The organism is Photobacterium sp. 270122K (assembly GCF_059941365.1).
In genome coordinates this window covers 210,565-235,187 of the sequence record NZ_JBPOEN010000006.1, presented here as the reverse complement: position 1 = coordinate 235,187, position 24,623 = coordinate 210,565, and the positions used below count along the sequence as shown (strand labels likewise).

The 24,623-nt window shown below is 48.5% G+C and carries 23 protein-coding genes and 1 pseudogene; 14 read left to right on the top strand and 10 right to left on the bottom strand.

What is annotated here, in order from left to right; genetic code table 11:
- Positions 1–133: 133 nt before the first annotated feature.
- Positions 134–922 carry an ankyrin repeat domain-containing protein gene (locus tag ACSF8W_RS12995; protein WP_500847743.1) on the top strand — a complete coding sequence of 263 codons (789 nt, stop codon included), beginning with the start codon at positions 134–136 and terminating at the stop codon, positions 920–922.
- Positions 923–996: 74 nt separating this feature from the next.
- Positions 997–1,395 (top strand): hypothetical protein, encoded by a 399-nt coding sequence (locus ACSF8W_RS12990; RefSeq protein WP_500847742.1) that lies wholly within the window; start codon positions 997–999, stop codon positions 1,393–1,395.
- Positions 1,396–1,490: 95 nt separating this feature from the next.
- On the opposite strand, the gene ACSF8W_RS12985 is transcribed toward ACSF8W_RS12990, so the two are convergent.
- Positions 1,491–2,270, bottom strand: coding sequence for a hypothetical protein (locus tag ACSF8W_RS12985; protein WP_500847741.1), 780 nt, complete (start codon positions 2,268–2,270; stop codon positions 1,491–1,493).
- Positions 2,271–2,568: 298 nt separating this feature from the next.
- Between ACSF8W_RS12985 and ACSF8W_RS12980 the strand changes: the two are divergent.
- The 4 genes and pseudogenes from ACSF8W_RS12980 to ACSF8W_RS12965 form a co-directional block, all read left to right on the top strand.
- Positions 2,569–2,754 (top strand): annotated as a pseudogene (locus ACSF8W_RS12980) (LysR family transcriptional regulator); the annotation flags it as partial.
- An 18-nt stretch (positions 2,755–2,772) separates the two neighbouring features.
- The gene (locus ACSF8W_RS12975) at positions 2,773–3,465 is read left to right on the top strand and encodes a type 2 periplasmic-binding domain-containing protein (protein ID WP_500847804.1); all 693 of its coding nucleotides are present in this window, start codon (positions 2,773–2,775) and stop codon (positions 3,463–3,465) included.
- A 266-nt stretch (positions 3,466–3,731) separates the two neighbouring features.
- Complete coding sequence (locus ACSF8W_RS12970; protein WP_500847740.1) at positions 3,732–3,950, top strand: hypothetical protein; 219 nt, start codon at positions 3,732–3,734, stop codon at positions 3,948–3,950.
- A 321-nt stretch (positions 3,951–4,271) separates the two neighbouring features.
- The gene (locus tag ACSF8W_RS12965) at positions 4,272–4,859 is read left to right on the top strand and encodes a hypothetical protein (protein ID WP_500847739.1); all 588 of its coding nucleotides are present in this window, start codon (positions 4,272–4,274) and stop codon (positions 4,857–4,859) included.
- A 188-nt stretch (positions 4,860–5,047) separates the two neighbouring features.
- On the opposite strand, the gene dcuC is transcribed toward ACSF8W_RS12965, so the two are convergent.
- Both dcuC and ACSF8W_RS12955 read right to left on the bottom strand, forming a co-directional pair.
- Positions 5,048–6,400, bottom strand: coding sequence for a C4-dicarboxylate transporter DcuC (gene dcuC / locus ACSF8W_RS12960; protein WP_500847738.1), 1,353 nt, complete (start codon positions 6,398–6,400; stop codon positions 5,048–5,050).
- Between the two features lie 203 nt (positions 6,401–6,603).
- Positions 6,604–7,506 (bottom strand): LysR family transcriptional regulator, encoded by a 903-nt coding sequence (locus ACSF8W_RS12955; RefSeq protein WP_500847737.1) that lies wholly within the window; start codon positions 7,504–7,506, stop codon positions 6,604–6,606.
- A 123-nt stretch (positions 7,507–7,629) separates the two neighbouring features.
- On the opposite strand from ACSF8W_RS12955, the gene ACSF8W_RS12950 reads away from it, so the two are divergent.
- Both ACSF8W_RS12950 and ACSF8W_RS12945 read left to right on the top strand, forming a co-directional pair.
- The gene (locus ACSF8W_RS12950) at positions 7,630–7,941 is read left to right on the top strand and encodes a monooxygenase (RefSeq protein WP_428479391.1); all 312 of its coding nucleotides are present in this window, start codon (positions 7,630–7,632) and stop codon (positions 7,939–7,941) included.
- A gap of 63 nt (positions 7,942–8,004) precedes the next feature.
- Positions 8,005–8,382 carry a hypothetical protein gene (locus ACSF8W_RS12945; protein WP_500847736.1) on the top strand — a complete coding sequence of 126 codons (378 nt, stop codon included), beginning with the start codon at positions 8,005–8,007 and terminating at the stop codon, positions 8,380–8,382.
- Positions 8,383–8,474: 92 nt separating this feature from the next.
- Here ACSF8W_RS12945 and ACSF8W_RS12940 read toward each other — a convergent pair whose 3' ends face one another.
- Both ACSF8W_RS12940 and ACSF8W_RS12935 read right to left on the bottom strand, forming a co-directional pair.
- Positions 8,475–8,615 (bottom strand): hypothetical protein, encoded by a 141-nt coding sequence (locus ACSF8W_RS12940; protein WP_500847735.1) that lies wholly within the window; start codon positions 8,613–8,615, stop codon positions 8,475–8,477.
- 273 nt (positions 8,616–8,888) lie between these two features.
- Positions 8,889–11,144 carry a hypothetical protein gene (locus ACSF8W_RS12935; RefSeq protein ID WP_500847734.1) on the bottom strand — a complete coding sequence of 752 codons (2,256 nt, stop codon included), beginning with the start codon at positions 11,142–11,144 and terminating at the stop codon, positions 8,889–8,891.
- A 244-nt stretch (positions 11,145–11,388) separates the two neighbouring features.
- Between ACSF8W_RS12935 and ACSF8W_RS12930 the strand changes: the two genes are divergently transcribed.
- The gene (locus ACSF8W_RS12930) at positions 11,389–12,279 is read left to right on the top strand and encodes a hypothetical protein (RefSeq protein WP_500847733.1); all 891 of its coding nucleotides are present in this window, start codon (positions 11,389–11,391) and stop codon (positions 12,277–12,279) included.
- A gap of 118 nt (positions 12,280–12,397) precedes the next feature.
- On the opposite strand, the gene ACSF8W_RS12925 is transcribed toward ACSF8W_RS12930, so the two are convergent.
- The 4 genes from ACSF8W_RS12925 to ACSF8W_RS12910 all read right to left on the bottom strand — a co-directional run bounded on the left by ACSF8W_RS12925 (position 12,398) and on the right by ACSF8W_RS12910 (position 17,598).
- Positions 12,398–14,122, bottom strand: a complete 1,725-nt coding sequence (locus ACSF8W_RS12925) for a hypothetical protein (protein WP_500847732.1) — start codon at positions 14,120–14,122, stop codon at positions 12,398–12,400.
- A gap of 5 nt (positions 14,123–14,127) precedes the next feature.
- Positions 14,128–14,718 carry a sigma-70 family RNA polymerase sigma factor gene (locus tag ACSF8W_RS12920; RefSeq protein ID WP_500847731.1) on the bottom strand — a complete coding sequence of 197 codons (591 nt, stop codon included), beginning with the start codon at positions 14,716–14,718 and terminating at the stop codon, positions 14,128–14,130.
- Positions 14,719–14,814: 96 nt separating this feature from the next.
- Positions 14,815–16,242, bottom strand: a complete 1,428-nt coding sequence (locus ACSF8W_RS12915) for a chromosome partitioning protein ParA (RefSeq protein WP_500847730.1) — start codon at positions 16,240–16,242, stop codon at positions 14,815–14,817.
- 6 nt (positions 16,243–16,248) lie between these two features.
- Complete coding sequence (locus ACSF8W_RS12910; RefSeq protein WP_500847729.1) at positions 16,249–17,598, bottom strand: serine/threonine protein kinase; 1,350 nt, start codon at positions 17,596–17,598, stop codon at positions 16,249–16,251.
- Positions 17,599–18,097: 499 nt separating this feature from the next.
- On the opposite strand from ACSF8W_RS12910, the gene ACSF8W_RS12905 reads away from it, so the two are divergent.
- Positions 18,098–19,336, top strand: coding sequence for an NRAMP family divalent metal transporter (locus ACSF8W_RS12905; protein WP_500847728.1), 1,239 nt, complete (start codon positions 18,098–18,100; stop codon positions 19,334–19,336).
- 76 nt (positions 19,337–19,412) lie between these two features.
- On the opposite strand, the gene ACSF8W_RS12900 is transcribed toward ACSF8W_RS12905, so the two are convergent.
- Positions 19,413–20,387 (bottom strand): LysR family transcriptional regulator, encoded by a 975-nt coding sequence (locus ACSF8W_RS12900; protein ID WP_500847727.1) that lies wholly within the window; start codon positions 20,385–20,387, stop codon positions 19,413–19,415.
- 276 nt (positions 20,388–20,663) lie between these two features.
- Between ACSF8W_RS12900 and ACSF8W_RS12895 the strand changes: the two genes are divergently transcribed.
- The 4 genes from ACSF8W_RS12895 (at position 20,664) to ACSF8W_RS12880 (ending at position 24,579) form a co-directional block, all read left to right on the top strand.
- Positions 20,664–21,665 carry a porin gene (locus ACSF8W_RS12895; RefSeq protein WP_500847726.1) on the top strand — a complete coding sequence of 334 codons (1,002 nt, stop codon included), beginning with the start codon at positions 20,664–20,666 and terminating at the stop codon, positions 21,663–21,665.
- A gap of 76 nt (positions 21,666–21,741) precedes the next feature.
- Positions 21,742–22,266 (top strand): copper chaperone PCu(A)C, encoded by a 525-nt coding sequence (locus ACSF8W_RS12890; protein WP_500847725.1) that lies wholly within the window; start codon positions 21,742–21,744, stop codon positions 22,264–22,266.
- The gene (locus ACSF8W_RS12885; RefSeq protein ID WP_500847724.1) at positions 22,263–22,889 is read left to right on the top strand and encodes a cytochrome c3 family protein; all 627 of its coding nucleotides are present in this window, start codon (positions 22,263–22,265) and stop codon (positions 22,887–22,889) included. Before ACSF8W_RS12890 ends, ACSF8W_RS12885 begins: the two co-directional genes overlap by 4 nt.
- The gene (locus ACSF8W_RS12880; protein ID WP_500847723.1) at positions 22,882–24,579 is read left to right on the top strand and encodes an Lcl domain-containing protein; all 1,698 of its coding nucleotides are present in this window, start codon (positions 22,882–22,884) and stop codon (positions 24,577–24,579) included. Before ACSF8W_RS12885 ends, ACSF8W_RS12880 begins: the two co-directional genes overlap by 8 nt.
- Positions 24,580–24,623 lie beyond the last annotated feature (44 nt).

Here is a 24,623-nt window from a genome sequence, read left to right as displayed (position 1 = left end):
CGGATTACATGAAGCTTCTCGAAATTTGTTACGGAAGAGTTGGCATAAAGTATTGGAATGATTGATAGTCGTTTGATGAGATTTTTTGATAATAAAGTGGAGTGGGTGTCACCTTAATTATTGGATGATTAAAATGCTAAATATCCGCCGCTATTTAAAGTCAATAACACTCTTGATCGCAGGGCTGCTGAGTGCGTGTAATGTTGAGGGTATAGATATGAAAGCATCTGATTTTTTCCAACCTGAAATGGTTGCATTACTTCAAGATATACAAAGTGGTAATAAAAATCGGGCCGAGGAAAAAATCAGTGATGGTGTTTCGCTGAATGTTCACGGCAAAGAAGGCATAACGCCTTTGTTTTGGTTGATTATAAACAAAGATAAGCCTGCGATGAAGCTAGCGTTACAATTAGGAGCCGACCCCAATTTTCCTGATCCTATTGGCTCTACACCCATAGGAATGGTTGCGGGTGGTAATGATGATGAGATGCTTGAAATTTTGTTACAAGCCGGCGCTGACCCTAATTCACTGGACTCAAATGGTTATCCTGCTTTGTTTGATGCAATAGGTATGTCTAACTGGTCACAGATCAAAATGTTAATTGCAGCCGGGGCTGATATCAACTTATCAAACAAAAGACAGGTGAATAGTGCACATCATGCACTCTATATCGGTCAATATGAAATTGCTCATTATTTAATGGAGTTAGGTGCAGATCATACAGAACGTACACCGACTGGATCTGATATGGCTTGGCGAATTCATAAAAGCTTAAGCAAAATTTTATTAGATAAAGAAACCGACGCCTATAAATGGGCGGTGAAGGTCAAGCAACAGTTGATAGATCGTGGCGTTAATTTTCCGCCTCCCTCACCAAAGGAAATTCGCGAGAAATGGGCTGCCGATGGGCGAAATAAATAAGTTTAAAATTATTTTTGTCCAAGATACTGGCTCGTCTATCTAAACGACAGTATTTAAAATGATAAGGAGACGAAATGGCATTGTTTGATTATTCTGAAGATGATGATTATTACGAACAAGGTTTTGAAGAGGATGGTGTCGTTTCTATATGGTTGGGTATGAATGACGCTAGTTTAGACTTTTGTGAGTTAGATGTATTACAAGATTTATGTGGTGTCGGATATTATGAATTATCCAATCAAGAAAGTAATTGCTCTGGTTATAAATTAATTGAGATTGATAAACTGCTTTCAGATATGTCATATTATCCAACATTTAAAGACTCTGTTTTGAATTCTGCAAGTAAAAAGCATTTAACCAAGTGCCGGTGGGTTCTTTTACAGTATGATTTTTCTTACCGACCTGAAGAGATAAATCGTAATATTTCCGACGATCCCCTTTTTTTAGGGGTGTTCTCATATCGGTTAGCATAAAGAAAACAGATATTGCCCCACTATGATAGCAAGCACTGGTCTTTCAGAATAAAGCACTCGCGAACGAGTGCTTTATTTATGGCAGAGAACCGTGGTTAGTGTTGAATAGGTGTGCTGATATGCAGCGTTTTATTCAGCGTTGTGGTGCTTGGTTCAAGCTCAAAGTTCCAGTTGCCGACGATTGGCGTATGGTAGCCACCTTCAACAATGAACTCGACCGTCTTGCTGGTCTTTTTCCAAATACGTACCATGCCATCCACATTGCTGGTGCGAAGAATGCTGTGCGCGATTGGGTCTGAACAGCCCGGTAAAAACTCCCCGTCATTCAGCGTGATTTTATATACCGTACGATTTGTGTCGATAAGGAAGTCCTCAGATTTCACACCGTCTACATTCAATGTAGCGGTTTGGTTAGCCTGCGGGTGCGGTGCGTCTGGCGGCGTCACGTCGATCTCGACGGGAATACGAAGAGTCAAATCATGATCGGTAGACAGCACGCTTTTATCGAGCGTGAAATCAATGAAGTTCACTGCACGATGGTCTAATTCACCCGAAATACGGTAGCTGATGGTGTTTGCACTTACGCGGTAAGGACGAACAACATTGTGGGTGGATAGGGTAGTGGCGTTGCGCAGTGTGTTGACGTTTGTTGTGTTTAACGTTGCCCCCTCTAGTTCAACATGCAGCTGGAAACCATACAAAATGTGTTGGTAGGGAAGCACATCATAATTCACGTTAATCTTTGGCACACTGATACCAAGACGTTCAGCGTCTTGTACTGAAAGCGTATATTCATGAGCCTGAGCAGGTTGAACCAAACCGAACGACAGTGCAGAAGCGATAAATAAGGCGGTAAGCGTTTTATTGGTTTTCATGATCACACCTTTTATGGGGGTTGATGATTTTGCGTGGAGAATCTGAGCTGAAAATTGCGTGAAAACCATTGATTTCGCAACTGTTTAGCGAAACATGCGTTCAGTATTGAGACGTTGCTGCAAAATGTGGCGAGGTAGAAGGATAAGAAAAACGCAAGTCAGGTTGCGATGAATAGCGAGTGGGTAACGATGATTAACTTATCCGTTGGTAAAAAGATGTAATGCACTTCACACTCTGTTGGCTTTCATTTTGAGTTAACGATTGATAACTCTATATTCCAAGAGGGTGAATGAAGGGATGAGTGGCCTTATGGGACATAATTTAGACATACAAAGCATTTATGTCTTGGTCAAAATGTATGAATTGCGCAATGTTAAGTTGGTTGCGGACGCATTAGGGAAAACGTCTAGCGCGATTAGCAAAATCCTCTCTAAGTTGAAGACCCATTTTGACGATCCCTTGTTCATTCAAGGGCGGTATAGCTTTGAGCCTACCTTGTTCATGGATACGAACATTGTCCATTTTGAGCATATCTTGACGACATTCGACGCCATTCACCACAGTGAGTTTTCCCCACAAACCTTGAAGCAGGAAATCATTCTGTATGGCCATGCGCTGTTCTGGGATAACTTTGGCGATAAGCTTTATCTGGAGTTACGGAAAGATGCGCCATTAGCCAAAATTTCAATGCGTAATTGGAGTTTAGAGGCGCGCGCGCGTCTGGTGGAAGGGGAGAATGCCGTTTTATTGAATACCTATGATGATACGTTGCCTCAGGTTATTCTACAAAAATCGATTTGCGAACTCACTCCTACCTTTTATGTGCGAGATGCACACCCCGCCCAAACCATCGATGAGCTCATTCAATATCCTTTTGTGATCACGCGAAATCCCGGTTGGAATGACGTGCGTTACCCCATTCTTGAACGCTTATCCGGTGTTGGGTATCAAATCACGCCCTGCGTGGAAGTCGAGAATATATCTGCTATTGAAAATATCGTCCGTCAATCGGATCATTTTTCATTCACGATGTCGCGAATTATCCCTAGTGGTTGCCGTGCTATCTCGTTACCGATTTTATCCGATCTCAAAATCAATTGCGTGATGAGTTACCATCGTGCAAAGCAAAATGATCCACAAAAGGAGTGGTTATTCCAAGCCTACAATCGCGTGCTTAATCAAACGAAAGCGTGAATCTTACTTATCACTCCCGAATTCGTTTTCTCAACGCGCGTTAATATTTTACCGCAAACATTACCCTTGTTTTCGTTCGCCTTTGTACTGTCTGTTCATTCTGCATACAGGTGTTGTGTGAGGTGTGTCACTCTGGTTTCCAAAGTGGAAAGTCAGGGTTTCCTCTACATGTGATAAGAATCACAGTAACCTTATTCATGTCGAGAGGGGAAAGCCTCTAAACACTACCCCAATTAAAGAACACCATAACGAAGAAGGTACATATTATGAAAAACGCATTCATTATCGCTCTCTCCATCTTCTCTCTTTCTGCTTTTGCTGCAGGTTCAGCAGGCTCAAATAATGGTCTAAACGGTGACCTTATCCAACAAGCGAATGCGACTGGATTGTCGATGGAACAAGCTACTCAAGGCGTAGCGACAGGGCACATTATCAATAGCGCGAATGCTTCTCAAGCGACTGAAACTGTAGAGCACGCGAAGTGATTTATCATGCTCAAGGATGAGCGAATCCCTCCTTTCGTTGTCGATACACCCAATATCTCTCATCATGAATAACGTCCACCATTAATCATCCATTCCATCCTCTTCTTTCATTCCCTCTTAGGCGGGTCATCTGGCGATATCGACATGTGACTTACGCGAATACATTATTTCGATTTTATTGCCTTCCACGCTAACCCATTAATTAAGAAATCAGGAATTGGATACGCGTCTCTGTTTGATTTGCCGTCGCCTTGCTGCAAACGACGGCGGTTCGCGATATGATAACCGTTATATTATCAAGGAGAAGGCGTAAGAAAGGGTATGGATAAGCGAACCGGTATAGTGATTGTGACAGCCTGTCTTTGCATGGGTCTTCAGGTGGCGGGTAGTCAGGCGCATGCTCAAACGTCTCCGACGAGTGATACCGGTATTGTTCCGTTTTCTGCTTCGCTGAGCGATGTGGAAACAACAGCCCCTCTTCCCGCCTTATCCGATGTGTTATCACAATCCGCTTCGAATGCGGAGCCCGTCCTTTCACCACAAGATGCCTTGTCAGAAGACCCATTGCCATCGTTATCCGGCACCGCTGTATTAATCCCTGCATTACCCCCTCAAGATGTCGCCCCCGGCGAGCGCCCGTTGGGTGAGGTGTTTATTGATAATTCTAAACTGGCGAATCAGGCGGTGGAGTTTTATGGGCAGGGGAGTCGCCCTGTAAGTAATGGGATGAAAGATAGCCACAGTGTGTATCAAGATAAAGATGCGATTGATCCGACCGAATTTGGCGGAGGCATCAAATTTAACGCTACAGACAATTTCAGTATTTCCGTGGAAGCGGGCGGGGAGTTGGAATCCGATGATTCGGTGGATGTGGACAGCGGCGCGGTAAAATTTGAACTGAGTTATTAGCGCTTGTCGTACACTATTTATCACCGTGTGCCATGCAGATAAAAAAACATGCCGATAGGTCTCCCTATCGGCATGTTGCGTTATACGGTTTACCTCACTGGCAATCGTGATGTTTTAATCAATGCCAGATGACCATAAGCCTGTGAATAAAGAGCAGTGATTACAGACCTATGATTACAGGCCTATGATTACAGGCCAATAATCAGAGACATAGCCGTTGATACAATCAACGCACCAATCATTGGAATGGCTGTACGTTTTACCAACTCAAACGGTGACACGTCTGCCACACCAGCAACTGCAACAATCGCACCGGTGATCGGTGACATTGAACGGGCAATACCCGAAGCCAACTGCATAGGCATCAGCATCGCAACCGCGTTAATGCCCACTTTGTTCGCGATATCTGGCACCATTGCAGCAAACGAGAAGAACGGTGCGTTGCCCGAACCCATCAAAATTGCTGCCAATGTGATGATCAGTACCATCATGATGATCATCAGAGACGGTGAAATGCTGGCGTTAATTGCCAGATCAATCACGCTGTCCAGCAGACCGATCACTTTCATACCGTGCGCAAACACCTGACCGGCAATCACCAAGGTTACCACGCGGGCAAACTGCTTACCCATGCTGTCGAAGTACACGAAGATATCTTTGAATACATTGCGTGCGCCGTGGCGCTTACTTTCACACAACATCGCAACCGCAATCGAAATGAACATGGCGGTTACCACGTCAATTTTAACAGCAGTGAACAACATTGGGCTGAATGCCATGATCAATGCCAGTGGGATCATCGGTAACAAGGCATAGAATTTTGGTGGTGCAACGGTCGTTTCTTCTTCCTGAATATCAACCTGTCCTTTGTCGGTGTCACGGCGATCAAACCATTGTTGAACAAAGAAGTGCAGCACGGCAATCGTCAGCATGGTCGCAACGGCAACCGGTAGCTGGTAATCAAAGAAGTATTCGGTGACTAACAGGTCAGCGGTTTTCGCTGCCAAGTTAGCGTTGCCAGATGCTGGCCCCAAGTCCAAACAGGCTGTGGTCGCAATAACCGCCACCGCGGACATTTTGCTGACGCCTAAACGCACCAAAATCGGGTACAGCGTTACCATGAGTAGCAGACCAAGGCCAGAAGCACTTGGAATGAAAATGTTCAGGAGCTGGCCGATGATGTAGCCCAGCGCCATTACCAAATACGGTGATTTAAAGAACCCCAATGGCTTGAGCGCAATGTTTACCAACGCGCGCGATGCACCGATGTGATCCATGTACTTGGCGAAACCGCCAACGGCCATGATGATCAAACCCAAACCGGCGACGGTTTTAGACGTGGTATTTTTGATGAAGGTGAAGATATCCAGCCATGAATTGCCGCTTGAGGCACTTTCTGCCAGCGGGGTACCGGTCTGGGTAATGATAGCGGCAGCCATCATAATGATACCGCCGAGTAACAAGGTGGTTTGTGGGTTAAACTTTTTGTATATCAGCGTCCCGACAGAGAAGATGATAGCAAGGCTAAAAATAGTGACCACTTAAAAAGCTCCAGTCAAAGTTGAGTGTTAATTACTGATAGCTATATTATTTAATTGTTTTTTCATAAACGATCACAACTTGTCATGGTACGGCGATGCTTTACACAATCATGACCCCCATCAAAAAAATGCTTTACTCAATAACGACTTGCTCGAAAAGTAAAAACAAAATTCACGGCGGGAAAATACAATTCCCTTACATATCAAGGGCGGGATGCGTGCGCGCAAATTAACGCATACAGCTGTTTGGCCGCCGGACCGGTTTTTACCCCGAGCGGTAATGTAACGTGGATGGGCACCTGATAGCGATGGGCTTCGGCCACCGCGAGCGGTACAACAGGCGCTTGCCCCATCGCATCTAACCTCTCATCTAACCAATGTTGCGGCAAGCGGCAAAACCCTAACCCCGCCTTAACGGCTTGCCAGGCGTGGTCAAAGTTATCGACCGTGATCCGTTGTTGGGATTTGAGCCAGCCCACATCGCGTGTCGCGTGCTTGGTATCAGCACCGAGATCGCGGATCACGATTTGGGTTTCGCTCGTGAGATCGTTGATCTGCAAGTCCGGCTTTTGCGCTAACGGGTGGTGCTGGGCGACAACAGGGATCAAGCTGACCACCCCAATGGCTTCTGCTGGGAAGTTGGTGATCGGCAAGTTGATAATAGCGATATCAGCCTTACCTGACACGACCGCGTCGGTGGTACTGGACAGGGAGGTTTCCATGATCTGTACCGAGGTTGTGGTGTTGTCGGCGAGAAAAGCCGCCAATGGCGCATACAGCCACTGGCGATCACACAGGTGATCCACCGCAATGGTGATTTCAGATTCAATCCCTTGTGAGAGTTGCTGACTCATCAGCTCCAAATCGCGGGCTTGTTCCAACATAGTGCTGGCACGGCGCACCAAGGCTTTGCCATCGTCAGAGAGCACGGCACGGCGGCCTTTGATTGTCAGCAGTGTGACTCCCAGTTGGTCTTCCAGTTTTCGTACCGCATAAATCAAGGTGGTATGGCTTTTATTTAAGTGTGCCGCTGCGGCCTGAATGCTGCCGTGGCGGTCAATCTCTTGCAAGGTAAGCCATTGATCAATCGTTGTTCTTAATCTCATCTGTCAGTATTTTCCACAGTAACGCGCAGTTTTATGAACTTTTTTGTCTAATTTATCTAAGTAATATATCACTCAAACCATATGGCCGTGCGCCAAAACATGACAAAGACTGAGGATAGGACGATGACACAGACATTGCTGCAAGTGGATTTTAATCATCAGGGGCCGTTTGGTGAGGAAATGGCGACGCAGTTAGCGGGACTGGCCGCTTCTATTAATGAAGAGCCGGGGTTCATTTGGAAAATCTGGACAGAAAATGAAGCGGAACAGTTGGCGGGTGGGGTTTACCTGTTTGCCGATGCCGCATCGGCGCAAGCGTATTTGACGATGCATACGGCACGTTTAACCCAGATGGGTTTCACGGGGATCCGTGGGCGCGTGTTTAACGTGAATGCGGATTTATCAACCATTAACCAAGCGACATTTGCGCTGTAAAGCGGCCGCATTAAGTACCCCATGACGTACAGTACCTCTCTACGCTAATAACGAATTGAAACAATGAAAAATAAGACCTTTTTTACCCTACATACCGCCATTTATGGCACCTTTGCGTTTGCGCTTTTTGTTTTACCTGCGTGGATGTGGCCGATGTACGGCGTGCAGGTGAATGATCAATACGCGTACTTTTTGTCGCAGCACAACAGCATTTTCTTGGGCGGCATTGCGATGATCAGCTATTTGTTCCGTGACGTGCAAGACGCAACGGCAGGCAAACAATTGGTCAAAGGGCTGCTGTTCACAAATGCCTTAGGCATGGTGATCACCTTGTATGCGGGTATCACGGGTATTTTTACCGGTTTTGGATGGAGCGATCCGGCTTTCTTTGCGGTCATGCTGATAGTCAGCGTGCGTCAGTGGCGATGGAATGCGGGCTAAGTGATATCTCAGCGCTGAATCGAGCTGTTTGTAAAAAGGATACCACCAGAAACGGGCCATAAAAATGGCCCGTTTTTGTCTGAGTTTGTTGCTTACGATGCGGTATTTTTCTCTGCCGTGTGTCCCCCAAGGTCGTGAGACAGCTTTTTCATCCAGCGTGCTTTAACCGCCTGTAGGTGGGCGCTATGTTGCTGTTTAATGCGTCGGCGTAGTTTGTGCTTATTGTCACTCATCACAGGTGTCCGGTTATTACAGGGTCAAGATGTGTTGGCAGTCTTTACATTGGTAAACCGCTTTGAAAAAGAGGCGCTGGAAGAGGTTACGCTTTACGCGTGTGACGTTGCGATGGGCGCAAGGGGCTGGCGAGGTCATGGTGGAACAGTCCTTTGTATAGCGTGTTACTAGCGCTGAGTAATCGGTCAGCGGTGTTATTGTGAGTAACGTGATGTCATATTGCTGTTGAAAAAAGCCCCGCAATGCAGGGCTTTTTCAGAGAGGCTGACGAATTATTCGTTATCGCCAGTGCTATTCCATTCAACACTGAAACGTACGTTTTCAACATATTGACCTTTTTCGCCAATCGTTGAACCAATGATGCTATACACATTGCCTACTTCCAAGTTGGGTACCTGGCTTAGATCGAAATGCACGCTAACATATTGAATATTATCTTCTGTACGAGTATTACAGAACCCCCCAATTTCTTTTTGACCATTTCCTAAATCATCACCAGTGAATGCAAAATACGGGTAGTATTTATTCAATGTATCACAGGTAAAATTCTGCCCTTCCAAATCAAAGTTGATGTAAGCATTGAATTCACTTGGATTCTTTTCTGTTAATGCCATACTCACAACCCCTAGGCGAGGCGTTACTTGCTCGTCACTATCAGGTAGGTACATCGGGAACTCACGGTCAAAATACTCTGCGTTAGACTGAACATTGATACGTGCTTGTGCATCTGTTTTGTTATTGAAGTAAGTGTACAGAGAGTTCATACCTTCTTCACTGAACTGTACAAATTGTGCACCGGTTGCAATCTTGCTTGCATCAAGTTGTGTGTCCAGCGCGTAAGACATCGCTTCATCAGTCACAATCTTGCCATCAACAACCTCGTAAGTACCCCATTCAGTCGTTGGCTCAGTACAAGCAGTGCGGTTTACTAGAGTACGTTTAGTACCGTAAATCGTCCCGTTATCAAACTTGATGGTTTCACACCAGACACGCTCGTAGTGGTGTAAGTCGTTTGCACCACCATCACTACCATTTTCTAGGTAGTACCAAGTTTTCCCTTCCAGCGGGTGTTTATCTTCTGGTACATACGCTTCTTTTACTTCAGGCAGTGTGAATGACGTATACGCTTCTGCGCCACGATCATCGGCAACAACAATATGGAAGGTTTCACCCGCTACGTATGCTTGGGTTGGTGTGCCTTCAATGGTTTGCTCTGGTTGATCAACATCTGGGATAGATAAACCATGAACGGTGATCGCTGTACCCCAGTAGCTCACTACGCTGCCATCTTTGTCTTCAAAGAGTGCAGACACGTTAATAGAGCGGTTGAATGGTTCTCCTGCGCGTAGGTCCCATTCATTGATTTGAGCCTGTAGCGTTTCTTTTTCCGCTGAGTTAACAACAGGCACTAAGTTATTAGCAAGAATCTCTACGGTAAATACCGTTTTAACGTCACCCATTTCAGCGTTATCAGAGTTAATGTCTTTCGCTGAAATGGTGATGCTGTAAGTGCCAGGCTTCGTAATTTGCGCTGTTGATGCAAGCGTGATGGTGTCCAACGCAGCATCATAGCTAACCATGATGTTTGTACCTGCTAGGTTATCAGTTACTGTCAGTGCGATAGCATCCTGATCCGTATCGACGAACAAACCTTTGGTTGATAGCACGATGTCAGTGAAATCTTCATTCTCTTTCAGCGGTTTCAACTTTGCTGCTTGTGCTTCTTTGATGCTGGCATCAACGATCAACTTGCTGTTGGTGATTGGCGTGAGTTCACCTTCAGGCGTTACTTCGATCACTGGCTTATTGTTGACGTCTTTGATTTCTTCATCCGTCATTTCGCCAACTTCTTTGTTCGCGACAGAGGCAATCTCAGTCGCCTTCTTGTTGTAGCTATCTGGGTTAGCCGCTTTCGATTCTGTTAGGATCTGCGCAGTTTTGTGCAGTTCTGGGTTCGCATCTGTACCTGCTACAAAGTCACTGTAAAGGTTAATAGGTGCTTCTTCTGTACCCCCCAGCGCCAGGTTAACTGCCGCTTCCGCTTCTTCTACGGTCTTACCGTTTTTCATTTCCAGCGTAACAAGGTCAGTGATCGGTGAAATCACGTCAGAGCTGTTTGGTGCGCGGAATACCACTTCATGCGCCATCGCTTGTGATCTGTGATCCATATCCACAGTGTACGTGCCAGCATGCTCTGTGTATTTTTTGATGAAATTTTTCTGAATTTCGCCGCCTGGAGTTAGGGTTTGTAGCGCAATGATGCCTGTAGGTTTTTCAGTGAGTGTTACCTGGCCTTTTTCGTTGGTCATGCCTAGCAATTGCTCGCTTGCCATGTCCCACACGCCGTTGCCGTTCTGGTCAACAAACACAGCCGCGTTTTTGAAGTAACCATCGAAACCGGTGATCACGACACCGCCCGGTGCTGGTGGGTTGGTGCCAGTGTTGCCATCCGTATTGTTGTCAGAACCGCCGCCACAGCCCACAAGAGCAAAAGCGACAGATGCGGCAAGTAAACTAACCTTTTTCATTACGTACATTCCTTTCTAAAGAAAAAACCGAGCGGGAATTTAGAATTTTTGTTGCCATGGGGTAAGCCTACCCGCGGCAAGGTGGCTATTTATAAAGGGTGAAAGAGGGGGAAACAAGGTACGGAAAAGAGAAAAAAAACCGTAAAAAATATTTTTGTTTTTTTATATGTTGGGATATTGGAAAATTAAAAATCTTGGTTAATATCCACGCCCTCTTTATGACTGACGGTGAACGGATACAAAAATGAAAATGTGGTGTGGATTAGGCCGCGTGGGTGTGGCATCGGTTGTTTCGCTGGTGGCCATGACGGCGCCAGCATGGGCGTCCGAGGAAAATACCGATGATTATGGGTATTCGTATCTCACCGTCGGTGTGGAGAATATCACCTACCAAGAAGCCTTTATGGGCAGTGGAGGTGCAGTGTCGGATGTGAGCACGTCGAGCCCGGTGTTGAACACGGGCGGTTTGTACTACGTGAATGAGAAGTTCGATTTTTCCATTGATGCTTTAGCGACGTTCACGCCAATGGGCTCAACCGAGCAATGGGAAGACAGCCAAGGTCGCGCTTATCAGCAAAACCAATTCGAGTACTTGCGCACCTCGACCAATATTTTGGTGCATTACAAATGGCGTGATGATATCCGCTTTGTCTTCGGCCCATCACTGACGTATCAAACCTACAAGCGTTACGGGTTGAAAGGCTTGAACGGGTATGAAAATCCGGTATTCCGAGAAGGGGATACCTGGGAAGAAAAATCGACCGATATTTTCATGGATGCGGGTGTCGCATACGACAGCGGGACTCTCTTAGGTCAGGATAAATGGCGGATCAGTGGACGTTGGATCGCCGGTGTGCCCATTTGGAGCGTGACTGAAAATACCAAGTTTGAAAATGTGTCGTTCGATGATTTCGGTTTCCGTACATCGCTGGAAGGCACACTGAGCTACGAAGTGATGAAAGGGCTGCACTTGGGCTGGTTTGTGATGCTGGGGTACGAATTCCGTGCCGAATCTGATCCGCAAACGGTCCGCTTTATTGATAGCCAAGGCGACTGGAAGCAGGGTACGGCTTGGTTACCTGAAGCAAAAACCTATACCTTTAATACCGGTATTCAGGCGTTGTGGAATTTTTAATTTGTGGTGTTTTGGCTGCAAACTGCCTTAATTGTGCGGCCAATTGTCTAGAAGTGGTTTAACGCTTGACGTTAACTATCCTTTTCAGGGCATCCTTGTGATGCCCTGTTTTTTCCGATCACGGCTTCATGTAATCAGGGTTGTGATAGCGCAGGTTGATCTTAAACGCTTCAACAATGTGGGCATATTCGGGCTTCGGTCGGATGACGAAACTGTAGATATTCCCCGGTACAAAATAATCATAGTGGTAATATTGCAGCCCGAAGTACACATAGCGGCGTTGCCAATCATCGCGGTAGTGTACGCCACAGTGGATAGGCGCACTGCTCCATGGGTCAGCTGAATTGGCGATAATGTCGCCGGTTTCCCCTTCGCCGGCAAGTACACTGCTTTGCCAGAACGGTAAGACCTCGTCACAGGTTAAGTCTCGTAACGGGGAATGTAAATTCCAGTCAGAGTCCAGTCCTTGATACGTATCGTGTGGCCCATACAGGTAGACGTAATTACCGGCGATGCTTTGTAAAAATTGCCCGTTTTTAAGTGGTACCAAATAGTCAAACATCTCCATCTCGAAAGGTACACGGCCGGTCTCGACGTTCAGGCGGGCTTCCATGGCGGAGCGGGAACGTTGCAGGGTATAGCTTTCTACGTGTTTATCGGTATAGACCGTGGTAAATAGGTTTTTGACCCCTTGACGATACCAAGAGTCGTACATCCATTTCACCTTCCAGCGTTGTTTGCCATGCATGGCGGATGGGGTGCTGGTGACAATCAGATCGTTGTTGTCATCGATGCTGTATTCACCGATTTCTTGCAACTGGCTGTCTAACGGACAATGTGTTTTATTGTCGGAAGCCGCATAAAAGGCCAGCCCATTTTTAAAGCGCCAGGCTTGGCAATAGACCACTTCATAGTTGTAGTTGGTACCGCCGAGTAATTGGGTGGTGTCTAAACGAAATAATGTCTCACCTTCCAGCGGGTGAGGGGATTGTTCTGCAGGTGGAACCATCGGACGTAAGGTGAAATGCGCCGTGACCCACTGCTGGTGGGCATGCTGATCATCTTGCGCTTCAATTACCAACGTGGGGATATTGACAAATGTCTGCGGCATCCCTTGGACGCGTAAGGTGGTATTGCTGGGCGAAATTTGTACGCCAGGAATGGAGATATACGCCCGAATACTAATTGGATCGCCTTCCGGGTCGGTAAACAGGTTGTCGACCGGTAAGGAATAACGCACAGGCATGTCTTGGGTAAAGACCCAATTGGTGACGATTTTTTGCAGCTGTTCCCGTACCGCATGGTTGATCTGTGGCGGGTAGTTCATCCCTTCGGTTTGGTGGTCAACGAACTCCTCCCATACTTGCGACTGGGTATTCCCGAGTGGGTAACCATATCGAGGGGAGCTCCCCTTACTTTGATGGGAGTCTGTCAGAGAATCAGCGGTTGTACTCACTGTATCTTGTGATATTTCGGTGTTATCACGCAACGCGTTTGATACGCCTTGTGTGTCGCTTACGTCTTGCTGTTCACTTGGTGAGGCTGCTTTGGGGGGGGCTTTTTTCGCTTTATCGTTTGCTGTGCTGCTCGGTGATGAACTCGTGCGGTTGGCGGCTAATGCGTCGGGGCGAGACGTTAGCGCCAAGATCGTGGCCTGTCCATCAGGGGATGACAAATCCCCTCCCTGTGAGGTAAGTGGGGTATCGGTTGCTTGATGTGTGTCAGCGGTCGTTTGCTTGTCTGCTGAGCCATGGGCAGTAGACGATACGCTGGTCCAATACAGACCGGCACAAGCCGTTGCGATCACCACGCCAAGTAGGCGCTTAATATTCGTGTTTTGCATGCCGATTAGGCCATCCGCGTTTGCAGCCAGCTGCGTGAGAATTTGAGATCTTTTTCAATCAGACTTGCGCTGCATTCCAGCAATTCACTGATTTCCTGATTTTGCAGACCCATTAAATATTTGAGCTTTAACGCATCTGACTGGCGTGGGTAGCGGACACTGAAGCTGTCTAACGCTTTGTCCATAATCATTAATTGTTCAAAACGGTCATCGTGTGTATTGGCATCACGTTCACTGGCAATACGGGTCAGTTGTTGGCGTTTTTGTGCCTGTAACATGCGTGCATTGTCGATCAGGATCTGGCGCATGACCTTGGCTGCCATCATGAAAAAAGTACGCTTGTTGGCAATGTCAGGCATATCGCTGTTTGACATTTTGAGATAAGCATCGTGGATCAGTGCTGTCGTGCTACTGATGCTGTCGGCCAGTACATGATTGTCGACACCGTATTTTTCAGCGTTGCGTGCACGCTCTTGTTGGGCAATTTTACGTAGTTGCAGATACGCGAACTGATACAGCTGGCTTTCTGCTTGCTTATTACCTGTTTGCCACTGCTGAATGATTTTCGTTAGTGGTTGAGATGACGATCCTTGCATGTCGAGCTCCTGAAGCGGTGGTCTGCGTTATGTCTGTTAATCCGTCGATCTAGCGGGCAATACTGCATATTGTCCGTGTGGTTTCTATCGGCGGATTTAGATTTGTTTCGTGAATTCGGTAATGGTGTGGGAGTGTAAGTTTTCAGTGCCATCGGGGTGACGCGTCAGGGTTTGCTGATAACGGTACAACATGCCTTGATCCCAGTTTGGACCCGCAGGTAAATACTCCCAGGTGGTGAGTGCCGACGGTTGGCCTTGCGGGTACCAGCGAACTGTGACGTTCATTTGTCCTAAATTCGCTTTCTGATTGGTGGTGTTCAGCCACCACATGTCCCCATATTGTGCGGTCACGTTGGTCGTATAGTGACGGCGATTTGTCGGGCAGTTATCGGTATCCAATGGGCCTTGCCATACTAGATCTTTTTCTATCAGCAAACACGCATCAAGCATGTCTGCTTGTTGAAACGTGGTGGCTTTCCAAATCCCGTCATAGGCAATTTGTTGTCTTTTTTCCTGTGGAAAGGTAAACCACATCATCTCGCTTTGGTTGGTATGGCGGATATGCGGCATCGGACCTAGGCCTTGTACCTTTTCCATGAATAACTGTGTCGTGGGATCAAAATTGAGTGCGAGGGTACGGTACTTCCAATCCCCCTCATCGTCATAGTTGTCCACGAGGAAGCCATTGAGATCGCTGCGGGTACAGCCCTTAACATCGCAACCCACTAAGCCTTGCATGTTGGAAAAGTTGCCAATGGGCTCTTTGATGGTTTTGGTTAATGCACCGTTAGGGTCGAGGTAGCAGCCATGGAATCGATCCCCGATCCCCGGATACTGCACAATGTCAGACGGGGTGATCATGTAATGCATTTCACCGATCGGCGTGTTGTGGCGAGGCCGGTGAATGTAGCGCAGATCTAAAATGCAGTAGCGGCCACCGTGATCGCGTTTTTTGATCAAAATATTGGTCAAACGGCGGTTCAGTGGCGAGAAAATCACCTCCTCAGAGGTAAAGTGCTGTTTAATAAACTGCTCACTCTGGTTGAGGTGTGCCACGGCTTCATCCACCGAAACTAACTCCACATCCAGTTTGTCTTTCAAGCTATCGAGCAGGTTCAGATCTAGCATGCGCAGTTGCCGCTGAAATGCAGGGTCGGCCAGCATTTCCCCCATTAACTCGATTTCTGTTTGATCTTCCGGGGTTTCGTCCAGCGATAGCAATAAACGCGTCATGTTGATACTGCGGCTGGGCATGGTGGTTGACAGCGTTGGGGTGATCACGGTTTGTCCGGACAGTTTAGTAAGTAAGTAGTCACTATTGTTTTTACCCAGATAAAAACTGACCACATCCCCAGGATGGTAGTTAAATGCGCCTTTTTGTGTGAAGCCTTGCAGGTTAGAGCTGGTCTCGTAATACAGTCCGGTGACGGGCGCATCAATGAAATAACCGGTTTGCGGTACGCTGGCCAGAGCAACGGGTGAGAACACAGTTAGTGCGATAACGGAAAGTAAGGCGTTTTTCATGCTTGTTTATACCTGATTGGCGTAGCCACGGGTGGGCGTGAGGCATTGCAGTTCACCCTGTTTGGGTGGGGTCAGATTGGGCTTGTCAGGCGCGGGTGTCATCATGATCATGAGTAGGCGTTGCTTCACCGACTTGGGCAGATTCGGGTTGGATAAAATGCGTCGACGCGACAGGTCCAACATGGCACTGACAGACAGTAAGGCGTTCTCACTACCACGGGCATGAAACATCATGCTGGTGACTTCAAACATCATGTTTTCGGCCACCATTTTTTCTTCGGCTAATTGACGGTTTTGTATGACCAGCACAGAGGAAAATACCATCGCACTGATCACCAACAGGCATACCATGGCGCTCGGGAAGGGACGGCGTTGGATCAGCTTTTGCGTGCAATACAACACAAGGTGTTGCTTGAGAGAGATAGGCCGGCACAACAAAATAGAGTTAATGTCTTGACGCAATTCCGTGGTACTGGCGTAACGCGCCTGTGGTTCGTCTGCGGTGGCTTTGTCAATCACGGCCTGAATATCCCCCGTTGCCAGTGGGAACAGCATCGCCAATATTTTCCCTAACGAGAAAATGTCACTTTGTTGAGTCAGGAAACGGCCGGCTTGGTGTTCAGGGCTGGCGTATTGCTCACTGAACGCGACGAGCGTACCCGCATCAATGTCGTTTTGACGGTGAAAGGTCTGCGTGAGGTTGAAATCCAGTAATTTGGGATGACAATCGCGATCGACCAAAATATTCTCGGGTTTGATGTCTGCATGCAGAATGTGGTTTTGGTGTGCATGCTCAATGGCGTGGCAAATCCGTTTAAACAGCGTCAGTTTGCTTCGGTGGTCAGGGGCGTGTTCGCGCACAAAGCGATCGAGGGTTTTCCCCGCTACTTTTTCCATCACGATATAGACACACTCTTGGTATTCCCCGCCGTCGAACACTTTCGCTATACATGGATGATTCAGGCGCGCTAAGAGTTGTGCTTCTGTAAACAGTGCGCGCTTCCCCAAAATCTGGATTAGCGTCGGCTGGATAAATTTGATTGCCAGTTGCTGCTCAAAGGTCTCATCTGCACGGTGTGCTGCATACACCACGCCCATGCCCCCACGACCCAGTTCATGCGTAAGTTGGTACTTACCTATACTGTGGCCACCGAAATCAATATCATCTTTGACCAGTTGATCAATGTGAAACCCCAGTAATTGTGTGAGGGGTGTACTGTTTTCAAGTAGAGGCAGCAATTGCTGATGCAATGCCGGGTGCGAAAGGGCGAGCTCAAGTATTCGCGCTTGTTGTGCGGCGTCGTCGAGGTCGAGTAAATCGTAATATACTTGTGTGATACTTGAACTGACTGTCACGGCTTACATCTTAATCGCAGAGAGGAAATAACGCGGCATTATATTCCGTGATATTGATCGCAAAATTATGCCTGTACACTATTGTATTTCAACTTCGCTTTGATGCCAAGCTAATGCTTTGTAAGTGAATTTTTCATATGAAAGCGGTTTGTATGCCTTGGCTTTGTAAATGCCATAAAGGTATATGTCGCATGGGTGCGAATATGAAGGTGTCAAGAAATGCAGGCGATCACGTTTATGCGGTTGTTTAGACATGTGCACTCGCGTGAGATTGCCTGTTTTGCCCCGATAAAAGAGGGGGGCAATGAATTTTGCAAGAGTGGCAATATTTCTTGTTGACACACTTGTGGTTAATCATTAGTATCCGCGCCCAGCAAACGATTGCTCTCGGCGGGACACCTGTCGTTATTGGGCTCTCCCATCTGCTAGGTCAGCTGATCCCGGTCAGTTGTCTTTCTGTTTTTATAAAAGAGAGAGACAATTTTTTTGGGATATTGGCATGACCGTTAGCACTTCTACTTGCAGCGCAACCCGCGCAGATCTATCACAGCCAGCTTCTTGGCAGAACAAAGCAATTTTAAGCGTCGCCTTCTTGATGGCCACCACCTCTGTCGGTCCGGGCTTTCTGACGCAAACGGCTGTTTTTACCAATATCTACAAGATGGACATGGCATTCCCTGTGTTCGCCTCCATGTTTATCACCTTCGGTATCGTGATGAACTTGTGGCGCATCGTGGGTGTATCGGGTCTGCGTATTCAAGACATCGCGAACAAAATGGCCCCGGGCATGGGCTACTTTATTGGTGTGCTACTGGCACTGGGTGCGGTGGCGTTTAACTTCGGTAATGTCAGCGGCTCTGCGCTGGGTATCAATGTATTAACGGGTGTCGACACCACGTGGGGAGCCCTGTTTACCGGTGCGATTGGATGTTTGCTGTTTGTGGTGCATAACGCGTCAAAGCGTATGGATCAGATGGCGCGTTACCTTGGCCTGTTCATGGTGGTATTGATTGCGTATGTCGCAATGACCAGCTTACCCCCGTTGGGTGACACCATGGTCGCCGCCGTGATGCCAGCGGATATGGGTAGCTTGCTACTGCCAACCCTGACCATTGTCGGTGGTGCGGTAGGCGGTTACTACACCGGCGCACAGCGTTTGGTCGACATTGGCCTACAGGGTGAAGAGCAAGTCGGTGCCATCAAGAAAGCGGCATGGGCCGGTATCTCTATCGCGGTGGTGATCCGTATTCTGCTGTTCTTGGCGGTGTTCGGTGTGATTGCAACGGGTGCTGTGCTGGACGGCGCGAACCCTGCGGCTGACGCGTTCCGTCACGGTGCGGGTGAGGTAGGCTACTTCATCTTCGGTCTCGTGTTGTTTGTTGCGTCGATCACTTCAGTGGTGGGTAACTCGTACATGGCGATTTCCCTGATTAAGACCCTGTTCCCAGTGGTTGCCCGTAACGAAAAAGCCTGGTGTGTCGGTTTCATCATACTGACCAGCTTGGGTACCGTGTTCATGAACATGCCACTGCTGCTGCTGATGCTAGCGGGCTTGGTGAACAGCATTATCTTGCCGATTGTACTGGGTACCGTACTGGCAGCAACACGCCGTAAAGACATCGTGGGCGACTACCAACACCCTGTGTACCTGACAGCAATGGGTGCGGTGATTGTGGTCGTGATGGCGGCAGCAAGCTTCAGCAACATCGGTAACTTCATGGGTAAGTTCATCGGTTAATGACTGATGTGATGCATGATTAAAAATGGGTAAGACAAAGCCGCCACTTCTGGTTGAAGTGGCGGCTTTTTTTGTTTTACACGGGCCAGGCGGAGGCGGAATTTGATGGCGCAGGCACTGACATCGCCGTCATCCGGTAAGGCCCATTGTGTGCGCTGCAATGGCTGCTGATGTATTGGCGTAGCTCTGCCATGAAGACCGCAAAGCGTTCTGCGGTGTACTGGCGAGAGCGGTATACTGCATAGAGCTGTCCCCATTGGTAGTACGCCCCGTTAAACACATCCACCAACTCGCCTTTTTCCAAATAATGCGTAATTTGATCGAAGGGGATCTGCGCAATGCCCATGCCCGCTAACGCCAAATTGGTCGCAATGTCGACCGAGTCGGTCGAGACAATCCCCGTTACATCTACCACGCCTGATCCCGCCTCACTTTCCCACTTCCAGCTCAACTCTTGATTCGGACAATTGGTATTGGTGATGCACTGATGCTGCGATAACTCATGCGGATGACGTGGCATACCCTGCCGGGCAATATACTGCGGCGACGCGCAGAATACACGACGATAATTGGCCAACGGCTTGGCGACCAACGACTGATCACTCGGCAAAAAGGGGGCGATCATGATGTCGCAGTCGGCCATTTCACGCAGATGCGCCGGGTGCAGCGTGGTCAGGTGCAGGCGAATGTGGGGGTGCTTGGCACAAAACGTACTCAAAAAGCTTTGGCTTAGCCAGCGTGCCATCGGGTGCAGTAAGCCCAATTTAATCTCGCCACGGAGGTAGTCCTGATCGTCATGCAGGCTATCAAGGGTGTTATCCCAGTCTTGTAAAATACGTTGGCACGACGCGAGAAAGACCCGTCCTTGTGGTGTCAGGTGGATCTGATTGCCGCCGCGATGAAACAGGCGCAACTGGGTGGTCTGTTCAAGCTGGTGGATTTTACGACTGAGTGTCGACTGGTTGATATTCAGACTATTGGCGGTTTCAGTGAAATTCAATTTCTGTGCCAGCAGGCAGAACATCCGAAGTGTATCGATAGGAAAGGCCATGTGATTGCGTCAGTTATCATTAACCTTTGGTATGTTACCAGCACTTTGCTGCAATCTCATGCTTGAACTGTATATGCACTGGAGTGTGCATTGTCCGTGATGCTGAGATAATGCCAGTTAATATATTGATTTAACATGTTTTCATAACGTATAGATGCGTTTTTCTGCCGGCATGCATTATCTGCATCGCTGCGATGCCGTTCGGTTGGTTCTCCCTTGCCATCGCTCTTCATATACTCGCCACCGTGAAAAACTATTTAAAGTTGTGGCTGAGATATGAATAAAAATAAACACCTCCCTTTTGCGCTGGCATTACTGCCGGCCGCCATTTTTACACCTTACTTATCGGCTGAGTCCACGTTACCGGCAGAGTCGCTGAGTGCGCCGATGCCGACGATCTACGGTGATATCCGTGCGCAAGCCGCTTGGCACCAAGACAAGGATTACACCACCGATATCTACCAAGCGACAGTCGGCGCCATCGGCAACCTAGGCTACAAGCAGCTAAAAGTGCGTTATCAGCTGGAAGCGGAATACTCGGAATCTGAGCATTCTGCCGCGAAAGATAACGATCTGATTGTGCGTGAAGCCAACATCATCACCATATTACCGCCGTGGGGCGGGTTGTACATTGGTTCGGGCACCACGGGAACCTGGGCGGACTTGTACAGCAAGGTCGATATCTTTGAAAGTAACAACATGGAACGTCACAGCGACAACATGCTGTTTGGCGGTAAGCGTTATGCCACGAACCAGTTGGCGTACATGACACCGTGGATGAGCGGTGTCCAGTTTAAAGTCGCGGTCGTGAGCCCGAATGACAGCAACAACAATGATGCGGACATCATCGGCCTGCGTGCGCTCTACAAGCAAGACAATTTCAGCCTGGTGGTAAACCATTCGTGGACAGACAAGGTGATGCTACCGGTTGGTACTGAGCAAAATAGTCAGCGTACGTTGATTGCAACCAGTTATCAGTGGAACGACCTGTATTTTGGCGCACTGGCGGAGTTTGATTATGACGCGCCGTTTGGTGAGCGGCAAGTCTATGGTGTGTCAGCAAAATACACCTATGGAAAAACCGCTTTCAGCCTAGGTGCGCAATACGCGGATTGGAACAACGCAGCCGTTGAAAACGACGTACTGGGGTTAGTTAACGTGCGTCATGATCTGAACAAGCACTTGGCCGTGTTTGCTGAAGGCGCCCTGTACAGCGAAGACAAGCCGACGACAGCCAAAGACGACAACATCAATCTGGGTTTGATCGTGTCTTTCTAAGGCGGCTTCTCTCTCATTGATCTTGTGAATCGTCTCTTTCTTATTTTGCCTTACCTCATCCTTCAAGGAGCCAACCATGAAACGCTTGCTTTGCTCAGCCTTACTCGGTTTGAGTGGGTTGTCGGCCCATGCGGCGGTCACGGTCACTGATTGTGTGATCCGTGAACCTGCCCCAGGGACGGATAAAACCGGCCTGTACTTTACTGTGAATTATCAACCGGATTCAGAAACCGCATCGTTGCGTTTACCTGCCCCAGAAGCGCTTTACGGCGCGGCCATTCCTGCATTGACTAGCTACACCGAATTGCATGATATGACCCATGTGGATGGGGTGATGACCATGACCCGTATTCCCCAAGTGCAAGTGAAGCCCAATACAACCCTGTCACTGGCACCGGGTGGCAAACACGTCATGTTGTTCAACCTGACGAAAACCCCGAAAGCCGGTGAGCACTACCCGGTGGAATTGTGGTTGGCGTTTGACCCTAACGCGACGTGTGTAGCAGAGGTGAAAACCTCAGTACAGATCGCTGCTGAGCAGGCAGCCAAAAAGGCAGATGCCGTGCGCGTCGCACAGCCCGCAGCAAAGGATAAAGCATGAAAACATTATTGAAGGGGATCCGCAGTGTTAAAGGCGCCGTCTTTGCCGCTATCTTGACTATCGGCGGTGGCCTCGGCTTGTTGGCTGCCTTGCCAGCCAGTGAAGTGATGCATGCCCTGAGCACCAACGAATTTTGCAGTGGTTGCCACACCATGACGCCGATGGCGGAAACTTTTAAACAAAGTGTGCATGGCGGTAATAACGCACAAGGCTTTGTGGCCGACTGTGTGTCTTGCCACCTGCCCGATTCCAATGTGGTGGAAGAATTGTGGGTGAAAGGCACCTCGGGTATGCGTCACCTGTGGGGCGAATATGTGTTGCAAATGGATGCACTGGATTACGACGCGTTGCACCCCAAACGCACGGAATATGTGTTTGATTCTGGCTGTGTGAATTGCCACCGCACCTTAGAAGAACGTGCGGCCGTAGCAACGGAAAACTCACCGATTTCTGATCAAACCCACCAGTTGGCCTTTGCCCGCAAAGACACCGACAGCACCTGGCAGTGTGCAAGCTGCCACTACGACATTGCCCACCCAGGGTTGAAGCGTGACATGCGTCTGCGTGAAGAGTCGGTATTGCGTGATTTGGCACAGTTCTCAGGAGTGGAAAACAATGGATAAGTCATTCAATACGTCCGTGCTGGCTGGTTGCCTGACGGTTGCCCTGTTTACCGGTATTAGTATGGGCATGAGCAGCGTGGCCATCGCAGCGCCTGCCATCCCAGTGACGGACATCGATAACGGCTACGAAGATTACACCATTCGCCGTACCCCGGCGGATTTAACCCCACAAGAACGCCAAGTCGCGAACCGCAACATTTATGCGTGTTACTTAGGCTGTCACCGCCCAGCGGTGGAAGAAGTACCGGAGACCCTGAGCCCGAAACTGGAAGGCTTTGATCCGCAATATTTCTATGATCAGTTTGTGGACATGGACATGGAGCGTCAGGCGGGCGTCTCTTCCCAGATGAAAGAATACGTTTATACCATTCCGCCCAAAGAAATTGCAGATTTCTCCTTGGTGCTCAGTGAGCGCCAAATGAAATGGAACCCGCGTAAAGACGTGGTTGAGAGTGACGCCTATGCCCGCGGTAAGCAGAAGTATGACGCGAGCTGCAAGATGTGTCATGGCGAGCAGGGTGCCAGTACCAATCCTGCTTACCCGCCGCTGAAAGGCCAGATGCCCGCGTACGTGTTTGAGCAGATGACCGCCTACCGTGACGGCAAGCGCACCAACCGCCAAGCCGCCATCATGGCACCGTTTGCCAAAATGCACAGCGAAGATGATTACGCTGACATCGTGGCGTATGTCACGGGCATGTTCTACACCCCGATTGCCCGTCGAGAGTTCATTACCGGTAAAGGCATGCCACCGGTGGAAGGGTTCAAGCTGCCCGATACCGGTCAGGTTCAGAACTTCATCGACAAGCACGGCGAAGACATCGATTACCCGAAAAACCCGATGAGCTACACCATCAGCCCATCCGGCAAGGTGGTGATTGATGATAATACCCAGCTGATGTGGGAACGCGATTCCTCCCGCATCTGGATGACAGCCGTAGAAGGTGAAGCCTACTGTGAGAACTTGTCACTGGATGGTTATGACGACTGGCGTTATCCGTTGATGAAAGAGCTGCAAAGTATTGCGGATCTGGGGGAATTCCGCCCGGCAATCAATACCGATGCCTTCTTGAACATGCCGCGTCTGAGCTCGGGGGTGTGGGGTTTCCCGGTGAGTGACCACCCGGATCACGCTTGGCACATTGGTTTCCCTGAAGGGCACATCATGGGTCAGCACACGGCCTCCACCAAGTTGGTGCGTTGTGTGCGTGCGGATAACGGCGCGGCTTACCACAACATGCGTTACGTCGATAACAAAGACGGCACCGTGACCGAGAAAGTCACGGATCGTATGTGGCAGCAGAACATCGATTACCAACGCCGTAATTGGCTGGACTCGATCGATTACTGTGAAAACCTCGACTACGCGGGCTATGAAGATTGGCGCTTGCCGAACATCAAAGAGTTGGTCTCGATTGTGAACTACAACAAGACCTCGCCAGCGATTGATGAAGAATTCTTCCCCAATACGCCAATAAAATACTTCTTCTGGAGTAATACCACTGACTTACCGGGGCCAACGTTGTTTGTGCGTCCGCTGCCACCGCGTAAGAAAGATCAAACCCCAGAGATGCTCGATCACCGTACCGATACCGGTAATAAAGGCTGGGCACAGGGTTACCAGATCGGCTCCGGTCTGGGGATGAGCAAGGACGTGGAATTCTACGCCCGTTGTATCCGTAACCCGTAATCTTCTTTCCTACCTTAATTCAGTGCCCCCTTCATGGGGGCACA

Coding starts and splice junctions, on each gene's coding strand:
- ACSF8W_RS12925 (WP_500847732.1), bottom strand. CDS start 14,122: ATGCAAAACACGAATATTAAGCGCCTACTTGGCGTGGTGATCGCAACG.
- ACSF8W_RS12920 (WP_500847731.1), bottom strand. CDS start 14,718: ATGCAAGGATCGTCATCTCAACCACTAACGAAAATCATTCAGCAGTGG.
- ACSF8W_RS12950 (WP_428479391.1), top strand. CDS start 7,630: ATGACACAGACATTGCTGCAAGTGGATTTTAATCATCAGGGGCCGTTT.
- ACSF8W_RS12940 (WP_500847735.1), bottom strand. CDS start 8,615: ATGAGTGACAATAAGCACAAACTACGCCGACGCATTAAACAGCAACAT.
- ACSF8W_RS12885 (WP_500847724.1), top strand. CDS start 22,263: ATGAAAACATTATTGAAGGGGATCCGCAGTGTTAAAGGCGCCGTCTTT.
- ACSF8W_RS12975 (WP_500847804.1), top strand. CDS start 2,773: ATGGATACGAACATTGTCCATTTTGAGCATATCTTGACGACATTCGAC.
- ACSF8W_RS12890 (WP_500847725.1), top strand. CDS start 21,742: ATGAAACGCTTGCTTTGCTCAGCCTTACTCGGTTTGAGTGGGTTGTCG.
- ACSF8W_RS12880 (WP_500847723.1), top strand. CDS start 22,882: ATGGATAAGTCATTCAATACGTCCGTGCTGGCTGGTTGCCTGACGGTT.
- ACSF8W_RS12905 (WP_500847728.1), top strand. CDS start 18,098: ATGACCGTTAGCACTTCTACTTGCAGCGCAACCCGCGCAGATCTATCA.
- ACSF8W_RS12900 (WP_500847727.1), bottom strand. CDS start 20,387: ATGGCCTTTCCTATCGATACACTTCGGATGTTCTGCCTGCTGGCACAG.
- ACSF8W_RS12970 (WP_500847740.1), top strand. CDS start 3,732: ATGAAAAACGCATTCATTATCGCTCTCTCCATCTTCTCTCTTTCTGCT.
- ACSF8W_RS12990 (WP_500847742.1), top strand. CDS start 997: ATGGCATTGTTTGATTATTCTGAAGATGATGATTATTACGAACAAGGT.
- ACSF8W_RS12965 (WP_500847739.1), top strand. CDS start 4,272: ATGGATAAGCGAACCGGTATAGTGATTGTGACAGCCTGTCTTTGCATG.
- ACSF8W_RS12935 (WP_500847734.1), bottom strand. CDS start 11,144: ATGAAAAAGGTTAGTTTACTTGCCGCATCTGTCGCTTTTGCTCTTGTG.
- ACSF8W_RS12915 (WP_500847730.1), bottom strand. CDS start 16,242: ATGAAAAACGCCTTACTTTCCGTTATCGCACTAACTGTGTTCTCACCC.
- ACSF8W_RS12955 (WP_500847737.1), bottom strand. CDS start 7,506: ATGAGATTAAGAACAACGATTGATCAATGGCTTACCTTGCAAGAGATT.
- ACSF8W_RS12930 (WP_500847733.1), top strand. CDS start 11,389: ATGAAAATGTGGTGTGGATTAGGCCGCGTGGGTGTGGCATCGGTTGTT.
- ACSF8W_RS12985 (WP_500847741.1), bottom strand. CDS start 2,270: ATGAAAACCAATAAAACGCTTACCGCCTTATTTATCGCTTCTGCACTG.
- ACSF8W_RS12895 (WP_500847726.1), top strand. CDS start 20,664: ATGAATAAAAATAAACACCTCCCTTTTGCGCTGGCATTACTGCCGGCC.
- ACSF8W_RS12945 (WP_500847736.1), top strand. CDS start 8,005: ATGAAAAATAAGACCTTTTTTACCCTACATACCGCCATTTATGGCACC.
- ACSF8W_RS12995 (WP_500847743.1), top strand. CDS start 134: ATGCTAAATATCCGCCGCTATTTAAAGTCAATAACACTCTTGATCGCA.